The following is a 13,793-nucleotide window of genomic DNA, read 5'->3' as shown; positions in this document are numbered from 1 at the left end:
GGCCAGCAACGGCTCGATCACCGTCCAGGCCTGATCAGTCAGTTCATGACGTCGCACCACGAACGGAGTAACGACCAACCGACTTTGCGGACACGGCCTAGCCCCCGTGCCAGGGTAAAGAGTTCCCCAAAGAGGCCCTCCGAGGCGTGGTAGGCGCCTCGCCCTTGTACGCCTGTCCTGCGGAAACGCGGAGCCGAAGAGGCGAAGACGGCGTGCGGGGGCGGGATGCCGGGAGGGCGCCGCAACTCCGCATAGTCGGACATTCGGCCCCTATCGGGATGCGTGACAGAAGTCATTCCGCGGAGATCGTCATTGCCTGACGCGAGCAAATTTGCACATAGTTGCCACTGCTATCGCTCCCTGCCGGCCTGTTCGGGCCCCGGCACCACGGCAGGGGTCATGCCGATCACCCAGTGGAAGGGACGTGCGCCGATGAAGACCGCGCCCCAGCGGCTGCGCGCCGGCCTGGCCGCCGGAGCGGCCGCGGTCGTCCTGTTGTGGGCCGCACAGGTCCGGCCGTCCGCCCGTCCCGACGACCTGATCGGGGCCGGTGCGCACCTCACCGGACTCCTCGCCGGCTACGGAATCCTGGTCATGCTCTTCCTGATGGCACGGGTCCCGGCGGTCGAGCACGGCGTCGGCGCCGACCGCCTCGCCCGCTGGCACGCCTTCGGCGGCCGCTGGGTGCTGATCCTCTGTGCCGCCCACGGCCTGCTCGCCCTCCTCGTGTACGCCCTGCGCGGCGGGACCGACCTGGTCACGGCCAACGGCGACCTGATCGGGTACCCGGCCGTGGCCGCCGCCTACGCCGCAGCCGCCCTGCTCGCCTGTGCGGGCCTGGCCTCCGTCAGGGCCGTGCGCCGCCGGATCCCGCACGAGACCTGGCGCGGCATCCACCTCCTCACCTACATCGCCGCCGCCCTCGGCTTCGTCCACCAGCTGGCCGGACCCGACGTCGCCGTCACCTCCCTGACCACCTGGTTCTGGGCCCTGCTGCACACCGTCGTCGCGGTCCTGCTCGTCTGGTACCGGGGCGTCGTCCCCGTACGCCAGGCCCTGCGGCACGGGCTGCGCGTCGCCGCCGTCGAACGCGAGGGCCCGGACGTGGTCTCCGTGACCATCCGGGGCGGCCGTCTCCGTGAGCTCCGGGCCGAGCCGGGCCAGTTCTTCCGCTGGCGCTTCCTGAGGCGCGGCCTGTGGCACACCGCCCTGCCCTTCTCGCTCTCCGCACCCGTCCACGACGACCGCCTGCGGATCACCGTGAAGGCGCTCGGCGCGCATTCCCGGCGGGTGCGCAGGCTGCGTCCCGGCACCCGGGTGCTGGCCACCGGCCCGTTCGGCGCGCTCACCCGGTGGCGGCGCACCCGCCCCAAGGTCCTCCTGATCGCGGGCGGCATCGGGATCACACCCATGCGGGCCCTGTTCGAGGCGCTGCCCGCCGGGCCCGGTGACCTCACACTGCTGTACCGGGCCGGTGACGCCGGCCAGCTGGTCCTGCGGAGCGAGCTGGAGGCCATCGCCGCGGAGCGCGAAGCCGCCCTGCACTACCTGGTGGGACGCTCCGACGAGGCGTACGACCCGCTCGCCCCGCAGGCGCTGCGCTCGCTCGTACCCGAGCTGGCCGACCACGACGTGTACCTCTGCGGGCCGCCCGGGATGACGGACGCCACGACGGCTTCGCTGATCCGGGCGGGCGTGCCCTCCGGGCGGATCCATTCCGAGTGCTTCACCTACTGAGGACCTGATCGTGGCGATGAACCACCCCGTGAACGCGCCGGCGCACCCGCTGCCGACGCCGCCGCCCGCCCCCGGGCGCGCGGCTTCGCCCCCGCCGCGCCGCCGGGCGAACGCCCGGCACCGCCGCCCCGCGCGTTCACACCGGCTGGCCATCGGCCTCGCCCTGGTCAGCGCGCTCACCGCGACCGGCATCACGATGACGGTCGCCCCGGCCGCCCCCGCCCCGAGCGCCCCCCCGCACGTCCCCTCCGCCCGCTGACGGACGTCCCCTCCGTGCGCTAAGGGAGTGCGGCCCGCCCGGGGGTGCGCGGCCGGCGTGCCACAGCCAGCAGGTGCGGGCTGGACACCACGAGTTCCGGGCGGCCGTCGGCGAACCGTGCGGCGGCGAGCGCGGTTTCGAGAGCCCTCGGGCCCAGGTCCCTCTTGCCGGTCCGGCGCTCCTCGGCTCGCAGGGCCTCATAGGAGGGCCCGTGCACCCCGTGGACCGCCAGGTCGTCCAAACCCGCCCGCCGGGCCTCGGCCCGGAGCTCCGAGGGGTCGTGGTAGTAGGTGGTGGGGCCGTCCCCGCGGACGCGCAGCCCGGTCCTCGCGATCTCCAGTGCGCGGGACGAGTCCAAACCCATGAGCTTGGCGTACCGGTTGAGGGCGGCCGCCGCGACCAGGCCACCGGGCCTGACGACACGATGGGCCTCCCGCCAGGCACGGGCCCGCCCCTCCTCGTCCGGCAGGTGGTAGAGCGGGCCGAGCATCAGCACGGCGTCGAACGAACCGTCCTCCTGGGCGAGTTGCCGCGCGTCGCCCACGGAGGCCGCCAGACCCTGCTCCCGGGCCTGCCGCACGTGCCCCTCCACCGGGTCGACGACGAGCACCCGATAGCCGCCGTCGGTGAGCCAGCGGGCGTGTACCCCGGGCCCGCCGCCGACGTCCAGCACGGACGCGGGCGGGGGCGGAAGGCAAGGACGCAGGAGTTCCCGCGTCCGCACCAGCTCGACCGTCCCGATGGTGCGCCCGGAGACGAGGCGGCCGGCCTCATCGCCGGCACCGTAGAACGCGGTGATGTCGGGAAGGAGCGCCATGTCGACCTCCGGCGGCAGGACCAGGGCTACCGGTCGGAGGATGACACCGCGGGTTCGTGATCACCAGGGGACGACCCCGCCGTCCTCGAAGAACGCACCGGTCGGGCCGCCGTCGGGCAGCGTGGCGAGCCGTATCGCGGTGGCCGCGCCCTGCTCGGGGGTGCGGGGCCCCTGGAAGCCCGTGAAGTCGGTCGCGACCAGGCCCGGGCAGGCGGCGTTGATCAGGATGCCCGTACCGGCGAACTGCCGGGCGTACTGCACGGTGAGGGCGTTGAGGAACGACTTCGACGGCGCGTAGGCCGCCATCACCGGGCCGATCTCGATGTCCGGGTCCGCCTGCCGGGCCAGGGATCCGACGCTGCTGGAGACGTTGACGATGCGCGGCGAGGCCGAGCGCCGCAGCAGGGGCAGCATCGCGTTGGTCACCCGGACGACGCCCATGACGTTGGTGTCCACGACCGTGCGGAGCACCTCCAGATCGAGCGCGGTCGGGTCCTGCGCCCACCCCGGGCCCATCTCACCCGAGATACCCGCATTGTTGACCAGGGCGTCCAGGCGCCCGGCCAGCCTCTCGACCAGTTCCGCGGCGGCGGTGGCGCTCTGGTCGTCGGTCACGTCCAGCGGGACCCCGAACGCGTCCACCCCGCCGGCCCGCAGCCTCCCGACGGCGGATTCGCGCCGGGCGGCGTCGCGCGCTCCCACGCCCACGCGGTACCCGAGGCGGCCCAGTCCGGCCGCGATCTCGTATCCGATGCCCTTGTTCGCGCCGGTCACCAGCGCGATCTTCGTTTCGCTCATGCCGATGATGGTGGCTCCCGGGCGGCCAGCGCGGCCAACACCGATCCGGTGCCCTATCATACCCGCCGGGTATCACCGCGTATGCTGCGGCCGTGGACACCCTGGAGACCCGCGAGTTGAGGTACTTCGTGGCCGTCGCGGAGGAACTGCACTTCGGGCGCGCGGCCGAGCGCCTCGGCATGGCCCAGCCGCCGCTGTCGCGGGCGATCCAGCAGCTCGAACGACGCCTCGGGGTCTGCCTGTTGCGGCGCAACCGCCGTGGTGTCCTCCTGACCGGTGCCGGAGAGGTGCTGCTGCACGAGGGCCGGGCGGCCCTCGACGCGACCGCCGCCGCCGCTCGCCGCACCCGGCGCGCGGGCGGCGCCGACAGCCCTGACGGCCCCCGTGCCCGGCTGGTCCTCGCGGTGAAGGCCGCCGCCTCCCACGACCTGCTGCGCAGGCTCCTCGACGCCTACGCGGCCGAGCCCGACAGCGCCGAGGTCGAGGTGGTGCCGTGCGGCATCGCCGAGCAGGAGGAACTGCTGCGCGACGGACGCGCCGACGCCGCGCTCATGCACACGCCGTGGAACTCCCTCGCCGGGTTCGACAGCGAGGCGCTGGCGACCGAGGGACAGATCGCCGTCCTGCCCGCCGGGCACCCCCTCGCCGCCCGCGCGACCTTGTCCCTGGCCGAGGTCAGGGACGTCCCCGATCTGCCTCTCGCCCGCTGGCCCACCCGCGGCGCCTACGCACCCGGCCCTGGCCCCGAGATCCACAACCAGACGCAACTGGCCCAGCTGATCGCCCTCGGACGCACCGTGGCGGTCGTCCCCGACTCCGCCCGCTCCTGGCTGTGGGCCGAGCACACGGCCGTCCCCCTGACCGACGCGCCTCCCGTCGTGACCCACATCGCCTGGCCCGCCCACAGCCGCTCCCTCGCCCTGGCCGGCCTGATCCGCACGGCCGCCCGGCTCTGACCCGCGGATCCACGGGCCACGGATCCACGGGCCACAGTTCCACGGGCCCGGTTCAGGCCTTCACGATCCGCAGCACCGACCCGGTCAGCAGGATGGGCGAGGCCACCGCACCGATGACGGCCACCGGCAGGGCCACCCACAGCAGCGGGTGGGTGCCCGCCTCGTGCGGCATGTCCTCCTGCACGATCACGAACCACGCCACGTGCAGGGCCGTGCCGGCCACCAGGGCGATCCAGTACGCGCCGATCCCGGCCGACCACAGCCGGACCCGCCCGGACGGCACCGTCATCAGCCGCTTCCGGTAGAGCTGGAGCCACACCATCGCGCCGAAGAGCAGCAGGGTCACGGGAAAACGCCACCAGCCGTCGTCCACGGCCCACTGGTGCGCGGCGCTCGACCGCTCCGACTCGGACGGGAAGCGCGCGGCCCGGTCCAGCAGGTCGAACCCGCCGATCAGCAGGGTGACCATCGGGACCAGGAAGAACAGCCCGTAGAGCGGCTTCCCGAGGCCCTTGGTCAGGGCCCTGACCGCGTCCTCCCGCCCGGACGGCGCCGCCTCCGACGCGGCCCGCGCACGGCGCGGCCCGGCCGGCGGCCGGCCGGCCACGACCGCCGTGGGCGTCGGAACGTACGGCGGCGGCGCGGTGGCCGCCGCCGCGTCCGTCAGGGTCATCGCCCGGGCCGCCGCCGCGGACGCCGGCTCCCGTACGGGTCCACCGGCCTCCTCCTCCGGCTCCTCCGCCTCCGCGTTGAGCAGTTCCTCCGCCTTCTGCGCGATGGCGGCGACCACGGGCGCCGGCAGCCAGGGGCCCGTGCCCGCCCACTGCCCGGCAACGGCGGCGAGCTCCGCGACCGTAGGCCGGTCCGCGGGCCCCTTGGCCAGGCAGCGCCGGGTCAGCTCCCCGAAGGGGCCCCCGATCCCGTCGAGGTCCGGCTCATGGTGCACGAGCCGGTACAGCAGCTCGGCCACCGACCCGCCGCCGAACGGGCCGCGCCCGGTCGCCGCGAAGGCCAGGACCGCGCCCAGGGAGAACACGTCCGCCTCCGGGCCGATGGCCTTGGCTTCGGCCTGCTCCGGCGACATGTAGCCGGGCGAACCCACCACCAGACCGGTCCCGGTCAACACCGTCTCGTCGGCGGACCGGGCGATGCCGAAGTCGATGAGCAGCGGACCCGAGGGGGAGAGCAGCACGTTGGACGGTTTGACGTCCCGGTGGACCAGACCGGCCCCGTGCACCCCCGCCAGCGCCCGCGCCAGGCCGGACAGCAGTCGCCACAGGGCCACCTCGGGCAGCGGCCCGTGGCCGATGACGGCGTCGGAGAGCGCGGGCCCCGGGACGTACGCCGTGGCCAGCCAGGGCACCTCCGCCTCCGGATCGGCGTCCAGGACCGGCACGGTCCCCGGGCCCCGCAGCGACCGGGCGGCCCTGACCTCCCGGGCGAAGCGCCGGCGGAAGCCCGGGTCTCCGGCGACGGTCTCGTGCACCACCTTGAGGGCGACCGCCCGGCCGCCCGGCGACCGGCCCAGGTAGACGCGTCCCATACCGCCCTCTCCCAGGCGGTACAGCAGCCGGTACGCGCCCACCCGGCGCGGATCGGTCGCGGTCAACGGCTCCATGCCACACCCCCGTGAGACGCCATCCCGTCGTCGCCCACGCGGAGCTCGTCCCGGGGGCGCCCGTCAGCATGACACGCGGCGAGCGACGGGGGCGGCCGTTCCCCGCAGGCGGCCGTTCGGCTCAGGCCGTGGTGGGCACGGAGAACCGGAGCGCGTAGCGCTTCTCCATCCCGGCGAGCAGCCCCGGGAGCCCGCCGCGGACCTTCTCGAGCTCGGCCTGGTTCTCCGCGGCGAACCGCTCGCGCAGCTGGACGCGCAGCGGTTCCCTGGCCGCCTCGACCGGACCGAAGCACGTGGCGTAGATCGCCCCGAGCCTGCGGTCCTCCGCCTTCAACGCCTCGCGGCCGTCACTCGCCTGCATCTTGCGGTCGACGCCGTCGAAGAAGGCGTTCTCGTCCTTCGCCTGGACGCCCTTGCCGGCCAGACAGGCCGTGAAGGACGTACGCGCGGACACGACGGCCTCGTTCCGCTCCAGCGGCGCGAGCTGGAGGAGCCAGCGCGACAGCAACGGGCCGTAGGACGACTGGAGTTCGGCGGCGGCCGCGTCGCCCTGCTGGGTGCAGCGCCGGGCCAGGGCCTCGTCCGGCATCGCCGAACCCGGGGCCGAAGGGCCGGGCACGGAACCGGGGATGACGCTGCCCTGGAAGCCGTCGCGCGCGATGAACTCGAGGTCGGGGACTTCGAACAGCCGGATGAACATGGGCGGAGGCATGTCGGGCACGGCGGCGTGCGCGCCGGTCAGGCAGCCGCGCAGGACCTGGGAGCGGATCAGGCCCGTGAACCCCTCAAGCCCCTGCGTGAGCCGGGTGTCCTTGCCGGTGGCGGGCAGCACCATGGCGGTGACGTCCTGCGGGATCCCGTAGGAAACCGGCACCGCGGGCCCGGCGGCGGCCGTGCCGTCCGGGGCGCCGCTCGTGGCCGACCCGGGATGTGCGGGCGCCGAGCAGGCGGAGGACAGCATCAGGAGCGTGCCGGCCAGGACGGCTCCGAAAGCGCTGCGGGAACGGGAACGGGGGCGGCGGAAGGGCCGGACGGGGCGGGGCATGCCGCCTACCTCCGATGACGAGGGTGGATCGGGTGTCCGGGAGCCGTGTCCGCCGGGCCGGAAGCCCGGCGGACACGGAGCCGGATCAGTGAACGATGGTGACCTGGTCACCGGGCTGACGGCTGATCACGGTGAACTGCGTGCCGGCCGAGAGGTCGGTGACCAGCGCGAAGTAGGAGTTGTTGATGTCGTGGTAGCCGTTGTCCATCTGGACGTAGCCCTTGGAGCCGCCGGTCCAGCCCGCCGAGCTCGACTTGCGGTACAGGCCGTAGTAGCCGGAGTAGTTGCCGGAGAAGCTCTGGGACCAGGAGACGTTCAGGTCGTGGCAGGGCGAGTCGGCCTTGGTCGCCACCATGGCACCGTTCGTCGTCGTTCCGGGGCTCTTCAGCCAGGTCGACGTGCAGCCGGCGGCGGAGGCGGTGGGAGCCAGGGCGACGACGGAGGCGGCGGCGAGGCCGGCCACGGCCAGGGAGGCAAACGACTTCTTCACAAGAAAACCCATCTATACAGGCAGAACAGGGCCCGACGATCAAGTCCGGGCCAAACGAGGGCACAGTAGCAAGTCTGCCCCTGACCTGCATAAATGGACTTCCGTCTGACACTGGGCCCGGATGGGGTCGACCAGGACGACTCGGCCGTCCACGCTGACGCGGACGCGCTACAGCCTGCCCGCCTCCCGGACGGTGTGGAGGTGGACCAGGACGTCGTAGGCCCCGCCGATGGCGATCTCGGGCGTCGTGTCGTTCGGGTACTTCGTGCCGAAGCTGCACGTCGGACGTGAGACGCCCAGCCAACTACGTGCGGCGGCAGGGGCCTTGCGCAGGTCGACGTAGTAGTCGCGGTACCGGACCCGGTCGAGCGTGCTCTCGTTCGTGCCGGGAGCGGCCGGGCCGACGGTGAACTTCTTCCACTCGCCGCCGAGCGGTCGGTCCTTGGAGAGGAAGGAGCCCTGGGTCTTCGGGTACGTCGCGGGGTCGGATGACGCGTAGCCGGCGTGGCCGTTGTGGGCGGACAGCAGGATCCTGCCGCCGGTGCGCCGCTGCCACCAGGCCGTGGTCTCGGCCATCACCTGGTCACGGTAGCGCTCCACGGCGGTCAACGACCCCTGGTCGCCGGGGTCGACGCTCAGGAAGGTGTAGGTCTGGGCGATGTTCCGTGCGTTCTGGACGACGAACTCGAAGTCCCCACCGCCCCCTTGCGCCTGACCGCCTCGTACGAGGTCCAGTACGCGCTGCGCCTTGGCCGCGTTCTGCTGCCGCTCGGTGAGCGGCCGCTGCAAGAGGTAGGCGGTGGCGTCGTCGAGCGGGCGCAGACCGGTGCCGTCCATCACCTCGTGCACGACCTGCCGCGCGGTGCGGTCACCGTCGCCGCGCTGGAGGTAGTCGTCGATCCGTAGCCCCGCCGACCAGCTGATCTCCAGGGCGAGCTTGGTGTCCAGCACTGCTGAGAAGATCGTCACGCGCGCGCCGGCCTGACACCTTCCCGGGGGATATCCCCACGAACCGGGCTCCAGCCGGGCCCTGGAGGCGAGCCGGACACCGTCCTCAAACAGTCGGCGCGGCGGTGTCGCGCCCACGGCCGATAGCCTGCACGGATGGAGCGAATGCAACGGGCCGCCGGCGCGATCGTCGGTGCCGCGGTGGGCGATGCCTTGGGCGGCCCCTTCGAGTTCGGTCCCGAAGGGGCGTTCTCCCGGCGGTTCCCCGCACCGGGCGCCGGTGGCGAGATGTGCGGAGGCGGCGGCTGGGATCCCGGCGAAGCCACGGACGACACGCAGATGGCCGTCCTCGTAGCGGAGTCGCTGCTGGAGCAGGGCGGCCTGGACGCGCCGGACGTCTTCGCCCGCTTCCAGCGCTGGGCGGCGTCAGAACCGAAGGACATCGGCCTGCAGACCGAGGACGTCCTGACCAACGGCATGCCCTGGGACCTCGCCGCCGCGATCCACTTCCAGATCAACCAACGGGCTGCGGGAAACGGCTCCTTGATGCGGGCATCGACCTCCGCGGTCTATTTCGCCGCCGCCGGCCGGGACGGGACCATGGACGCGGCCCGCCGCATCGCCGCCCTCACCCACGGCGACCGCGCGGCCTGGGAGGGCACGGCGATCTTCCACGAACTCATCCGCGTCACCCTTGAGGGCTCCGCCCCCCTCACAGCCCTCCCGGACATCCTGTCGCATGTCCACCCCGACCACCGCGGCCGCTACGCCACCGTCCTCGCACCCGACTGGGACCCCGGCCAGGCCACCGAGTTCAACGGCGCCGTTTGGCCCTGCCTGGGCTCCGCAGTCTGGGCCCTGCGCACCACCTCCGGCTTCGAAGACGCGCTGCGCGCGGCGATCGACCTCGGCGGTGACACGGACACCGTCGCCGCGGTGACCGGAGGCCTCGCGGGGGCCCACTACGGGCTGGACGCGATCCCCGCCCGCTGGACCCGGCCGCTCCACGTCCCCCTCCCCGGATTCGACGGACGGGTACTGCACCTGGCCGACCTGCTCCACCTCGCACAGCGCCTCGAAGAGGAACTGCCGATGCGGCGGAAGCGGTAGCCCCCGCAGGGAGCGGGGGTGGAGTCGGGTGGAGGGATTTCTCCACCCGGATCTACCCCCGACGCCTCAGGACAGGCGCCCGGGGCCGCCGTAACGTCGACCCCAGATGGTCCTGACCTCGGCTTCCTCCACTCCCTTCGCAACCGGAGGCTCCCATGTCCGCAATCCCGTCAAGCCCCGCAGACAACGGCGACGACAGCACCCGCACCTCGCGGTCCCGTGCCGTGAAGCGTGCGATGGTCACCACGCTCTTCTACGACATCGGCCTGTCGGTCATGGCGTACTTCGCCGCCGAGCTGCTCGGCGCGAGCACCTACGGCGCCTTGCTCGCCGGCACCCTCGTCGCCGGCGCGCGCATGCTCTGGGTGGCCGTCCGCCAACGCAGGGTCGACGCGTTCGCCCTCTTCCTGCTCTTCCTGTTCGGAGCGAGCCTGGCACTGAGCTTCGCCGGCGGCGGAGCCAGGTTCATCCTCGCCAAGGACTCCGCGCAGTCCGCCGTGGCCGGCCTGCTGCTCGTCGGCAGCTGCGTCGTCCGCCGCCCCCTCGCCTACTACGCCGCGCTGCGGTTCGCCCGCCAGGCAGGGACGCGGCAGGCCGCCGATTTCCAGGCCAGGGCGGACACGGCCACCATGCGGGCCCGCTGGCGCCGCGTCACCCTGGTCTGGGGCACCACGCTCCTGATCGACGCCTCGCTGCGCATCGCGGCCGTCTACCTGCTCCCGCTCACGGTCGCCTCCAACGTGTCGCAACTGCTCATGTTCACCTTCACGGGCGGACTGATCCTGTGGACCGTCCGCTCGATGAAGAAGGAGCACGCTGAGCCCCGGACCGCCACACCGACGCACGCCGAAGCATGACCACCGCCCCGGTGACGTGCTGGACCTCCTCGGGCTGCCCGTGCTCACCCACGCGTGAACAGGACCTTGACCGTGTGCGCGCGGTCCATGGTGACGGTCGCCTCGGTGCCCGTGTAGGCGTAGGCGACGCCGTCCGACTCCCAGCCGGCGACCCGGTAGCCGTCCGCCGGGCGGGCGGTGAGGGTGACCGTGGTGCCCGGTGCGTACGGGCCGTAGGTGGAGGGGCGGAGCGTGCCGCCCGTTCCGGCCTGCAGGGTCAGGGCGTAGCGCTGGCGGGCGATCGTCAGGGTGCGGTAGCCCGCGACGATCGGGGTGGTCAGCCGGGCGACCGCCGCGTTGTTGTTGTAGGCGTCGCCCAGGGGCTGCCCGTCCACGGTGTTCTCGGTGTTGGAGTACTGGTTGACGGCCGTGCAGGGCTGTCCGCAGGCGGTCGAGTACGCCATCAGCGTGTGGAAGCGGTGGTCGGGGGTGACGTACCCGGTGCTGTACGGGGTGGTCAGGTAGGGGCGGTAGTCCTGTCCGCCGGTCTGCTGGTCCAGGGTGGTCCGGTCGTGCCACAGGCCGAGGTTGTGTCCCACCTCGTGGCCGAAGTTGTACCAGTTCACGATGGACTGGACGTCCACGACCGAGAAGGCCTGGTCGTCGCTCCGCTCGCTGATCGGCATCGGCAGGTTGGCCTGGCCGGAGGAGCCGTTGGGCACGTCGTTGACCACCGAGACCAGGTCGACGCCGTACTGGCGGCGCAACTGGCCGGCCCGGGAGCCGAGTTCGAGGTCGTTGGGGTTCTCCAGCTTCTTCAGCATCGTGGCGGCGGTCTGGTCGCCGTAGTAGCCGGTGTTGTAGGTGCCGATGACGTCCACGCTCGCCTGGACGTTGCTGTCCGCGAAGGCCTGGTTGAGATAGGACTCGGCCAGCCGGATGCGGGACTGGACGGCCTCCTCCCCGCCGAGGCGCCAGGCGGCGGCCGGGGTGTAGCCGACGATCATGTCGATGACCACCGGCTCGCCCGTGGCCGCGGCCGCCCGCTTCCGGAGGTGCTCCAGGCCCTTGCGCATCACCTCCGGGTCCGGCAGCGGGTGCTCCGGATCGATGTCGTCGCCCGCGGGGTGCTTGCGGTGGTCGGGGTCCTCCTCGGTGATCCGCAGTCGTCCCGGCTCGTTGCGGAGCATGGAGATGCGGTAGACCCGTTCGCCGAGGTCGAAGTGGGCGTCGATGCCGACGGCCGCCGGATCGGGGGCGTCCGCGCAGACGCCGGTGGCCGACAGCACCACGCTGGACGACGGCATCCCCTGCACGTGCCCGGTCCAGGTCAGGGAGGCCTCGTCGTGGTCGAGGCGCTCTTCGACGGTCCTCAGCCGCAGGTCGGGGAAGAGCTCGAACACGTGCTGCAGGGGCGCACCGAAGGGGCGGCTCCCACACAGCCAGCGGAAGTCGGCGGGTTCGAGGGGGATGGAGCGCTCGCGGAGGATCTCCTTGCCGTCGGCGGCCGGCACGAGCGAGCCGGCCGCCGGGCTCTTGGCCGGGGGGCCGGTCACGGCCGGAGCGGCCCCGGCCAGGGGCAGGACGAGGGCGGCGGCGCACAGGGCGGACAGACCCGCCCGCAGGACGGGACGCGACGTGATCATGCATGGCATGTACACAGGCCCGGGCCCCGGGGGCCGGGCCGACATGCCCCGCACCGGCGTCTGTCACCCGATTCCCACGGTGCCGTCCGACATCTGGCCGATCCACGTCGGCCGCCTGCGCGCCACCGTGCGGCAGACCGTGGGGGTACGGGTTCAGCCCCGGGCGAAGGCCAGCATGTGGGCGGAGGAGTCCGTCAGGGCCGGGTACGGCTCCGCGACGCGGGCGGCGGCCAGCGCCGCCTCGTACATGGGGGTGCCGATCAGGTCGATGCCCGCGTACTTCGTGATCGCCTTGACCGCGACCCAGCCCGGCCCCTCCACCCCGTAGACCGTGGGCTCGACGAAGCCCGCCTCCGCCAGCTCGCCGCGTAGCTCGGCGGAGGTCTGGAAGTAGGCGTGGGTGAAGCCGCGGGCGCCGGAGTAGCGCCCTTCGTCGAGGGTGGTGCGGACACCGTCCTGGATGGCGGGGTCGGCGATGCCGGTCGTGGCCAGGTAGTCGAGCAGGGGACTGTAGCGGCTGATCACGGCGGCCGCGAGGAGACCGCCGGGCCTCAGCACGCGCCGGGCCTCGCGCAGCGCGAGAAGCCGGTCGGACCGCTCGTGCAGGTGATAGAGCGGCCCCAGGAGAAGGACGACGTCGAAGGAGTCGTCGGCCGCGGTGAGGGCACGGGCGTCGCCGAGTTCGGTGCTGACGCCCGGGATCTCGGCGGCCTGGGCGACGTGTTTGGCGACGGGGTCGACGAGGTGCACGGTGTGGCCGTCGTCGGTGAGCCAGCGGGCGTGGGCGCCGGGGCCGCCGCCGACATCGAGGATCCTCGCCGGTGCGGGAGCCAGATGCCGGCGTAACAGCTCCCGGGTGCGAAACTCCGGCGACGTCTCGCTCTCGGCCTCCCTCGCGGGTGCGGACCCGGAGGCCGTAACCATCGGGGAGAGGGAGCCGGACGCCGCGTCAGGGGCTTTCGGTCTCGCGGGATTCGCCCTCGAAGGGCACCAGCAGCTTGCGCAGCAGCGACGCCAGCTGGCGCGATTCCTGGGGGGTGAGGCCATCGATGAGTTCGCGCTCGTTGGCCAGGTGGCCCTCGATGAGGTCTTCGGCGATCCGGCTCCCCTCGGCGGTGAGCTCCGTGCGCACCAGGCGCCGGTTGTCCGGGTCGGTCGCCCGGGTGACCAGGCCCTTGGCGACCAGGCGGTCGACGCGGTTCGTGAGGGCCGCCGGGCTGATCATCGCGGCGCCGGCCAGGTCGCTCATCCGGAGGGCGTTGCCGCCGCCCGCGCGCAGGAGGGTGGTCAGGATGTCGTACTCCCACGTCTCCAGGCCGTGTTCGTCGAAGTAGCCCTTGATCCCCTGGTCGAGGTGGCGTGAGGCGCGGAAGATCCGCAGGACCACGCCGATCGGCTCCGTGTCCAGCCCGGGGCGAACGGCGTCCCACCGTTCGATGACCTCGTCCACCGTGTCGCGCATGGGAGCAAGGCTAGCAGAACACTTCGACGTCGAACCATTTGACTCCAACGCAATCCGGTGGCTACCTTCAT

14 protein-coding genes are annotated in these 13,793 nt (G+C 72.8%); 5 read left to right on the top strand and 9 right to left on the bottom strand.

From position 1 onward, the window contains the following. Window positions 1–432 precede the first annotated feature (432 nt). Together AB0O29_RS16440 and AB0O29_RS16435 are read left to right on the top strand one after the other, a co-directional pair. Window positions 433–1,737: a ferredoxin reductase family protein gene (locus AB0O29_RS16440; protein WP_365152133.1), complete on the top strand. Its 1,305-nt coding sequence runs from the start codon at window positions 433–435 to the stop codon at window positions 1,735–1,737. A gap of 10 nt (window positions 1,738–1,747) precedes the next feature. Beyond that, on the top strand, window positions 1,748–1,996 hold the full coding sequence (locus tag AB0O29_RS16435; RefSeq protein ID WP_365152131.1) for a hypothetical protein: 249 nt from the start codon (window positions 1,748–1,750) through the stop codon (window positions 1,994–1,996). Window positions 1,997–2,015: 19 nt separating this feature from the next. On the opposite strand, the gene AB0O29_RS16430 is transcribed toward AB0O29_RS16435, so the two are convergent. Both AB0O29_RS16430 and AB0O29_RS16425 read right to left on the bottom strand, forming a co-directional pair. Continuing rightward, window positions 2,016–2,813, bottom strand: coding sequence for a methyltransferase domain-containing protein (locus AB0O29_RS16430; protein ID WP_365152129.1), 798 nt, complete (start codon window positions 2,811–2,813; stop codon window positions 2,016–2,018). A gap of 60 nt (window positions 2,814–2,873) precedes the next feature. Next, a complete protein-coding gene (locus AB0O29_RS16425; protein WP_365152127.1) occupies window positions 2,874–3,611 on the bottom strand; it encodes an SDR family oxidoreductase in 738 nt (245 codons plus the stop codon). 92 nt (window positions 3,612–3,703) lie between these two features. Here AB0O29_RS16425 and AB0O29_RS16420 point away from each other — a divergent pair, with 92 nt between their 5' ends. Beyond that, entirely contained in the window at window positions 3,704–4,567 is an 864-nt protein-coding gene (locus AB0O29_RS16420; RefSeq protein ID WP_365152125.1) for a LysR family transcriptional regulator, read from the top strand. 52 nt (window positions 4,568–4,619) lie between these two features. Here the strand turns inward: AB0O29_RS16420 and AB0O29_RS16415 are convergent, their stop codons facing one another. The 4 genes from AB0O29_RS16415 to AB0O29_RS16400 all read right to left on the bottom strand — a co-directional run bounded on the left by AB0O29_RS16415 (window position 4,620) and on the right by AB0O29_RS16400 (window position 8,671). Further along, complete coding sequence (locus tag AB0O29_RS16415; protein ID WP_365152123.1) at window positions 4,620–6,185, bottom strand: serine/threonine-protein kinase; 1,566 nt, start codon at window positions 6,183–6,185, stop codon at window positions 4,620–4,622. Window positions 6,186–6,306: 121 nt separating this feature from the next. Then, on the bottom strand, window positions 6,307–7,230 hold the full coding sequence (locus AB0O29_RS16410; RefSeq protein ID WP_365152121.1) for a hypothetical protein: 924 nt from the start codon (window positions 7,228–7,230) through the stop codon (window positions 6,307–6,309). 85 nt (window positions 7,231–7,315) lie between these two features. Next, window positions 7,316–7,720 carry a hypothetical protein gene (locus AB0O29_RS16405; protein WP_365152119.1) on the bottom strand — a complete coding sequence of 135 codons (405 nt, stop codon included), beginning with the start codon at window positions 7,718–7,720 and terminating at the stop codon, window positions 7,316–7,318. Window positions 7,721–7,888: 168 nt separating this feature from the next. Then, window positions 7,889–8,671: an erythromycin esterase family protein gene (locus tag AB0O29_RS16400; RefSeq protein ID WP_365152117.1), complete on the bottom strand. Its 783-nt coding sequence runs from the start codon at window positions 8,669–8,671 to the stop codon at window positions 7,889–7,891. A 153-nt stretch (window positions 8,672–8,824) separates the two neighbouring features. On the opposite strand from AB0O29_RS16400, the gene AB0O29_RS16395 reads away from it, so the two are divergent. Together AB0O29_RS16395 and AB0O29_RS16390 are read left to right on the top strand one after the other, a co-directional pair. Continuing rightward, complete coding sequence (locus AB0O29_RS16395; RefSeq protein ID WP_365152115.1) at window positions 8,825–9,778, top strand: ADP-ribosylglycohydrolase family protein; 954 nt, start codon at window positions 8,825–8,827, stop codon at window positions 9,776–9,778. Window positions 9,779–10,014: 236 nt separating this feature from the next. Then, window positions 10,015–10,635, top strand: a complete 621-nt coding sequence (locus tag AB0O29_RS16390; protein ID WP_365152113.1) for a VC0807 family protein — start codon at window positions 10,015–10,017, stop codon at window positions 10,633–10,635. 44 nt (window positions 10,636–10,679) lie between these two features. Here AB0O29_RS16390 and AB0O29_RS16385 read toward each other — a convergent pair whose 3' ends face one another. From AB0O29_RS16385 to AB0O29_RS16375, 3 genes are all read right to left on the bottom strand, one after another. After that, complete coding sequence (locus AB0O29_RS16385; protein WP_365152111.1) at window positions 10,680–12,260, bottom strand: M12 family metallo-peptidase; 1,581 nt, start codon at window positions 12,258–12,260, stop codon at window positions 10,680–10,682. A 153-nt stretch (window positions 12,261–12,413) separates the two neighbouring features. After that, window positions 12,414–13,184: a methyltransferase domain-containing protein gene (locus AB0O29_RS16380; protein WP_365152109.1), complete on the bottom strand. Its 771-nt coding sequence runs from the start codon at window positions 13,182–13,184 to the stop codon at window positions 12,414–12,416. A gap of 25 nt (window positions 13,185–13,209) precedes the next feature. Beyond that, window positions 13,210–13,722: a MarR family transcriptional regulator gene (locus AB0O29_RS16375; protein WP_365152107.1), complete on the bottom strand. Its 513-nt coding sequence runs from the start codon at window positions 13,720–13,722 to the stop codon at window positions 13,210–13,212. Window positions 13,723–13,793 lie beyond the last annotated feature (71 nt).

Source organism: Streptomyces sp. NPDC089915 (genome assembly GCF_040684675.1).
In the GTDB taxonomy this organism is placed as follows: Bacteria; Actinomycetota; Actinomycetes; order Streptomycetales; family Streptomycetaceae; genus Streptomyces.
Note: the sequence above shows the minus strand (reverse complement) of the source record. Positions and strands in the feature narration are given on the sequence as shown.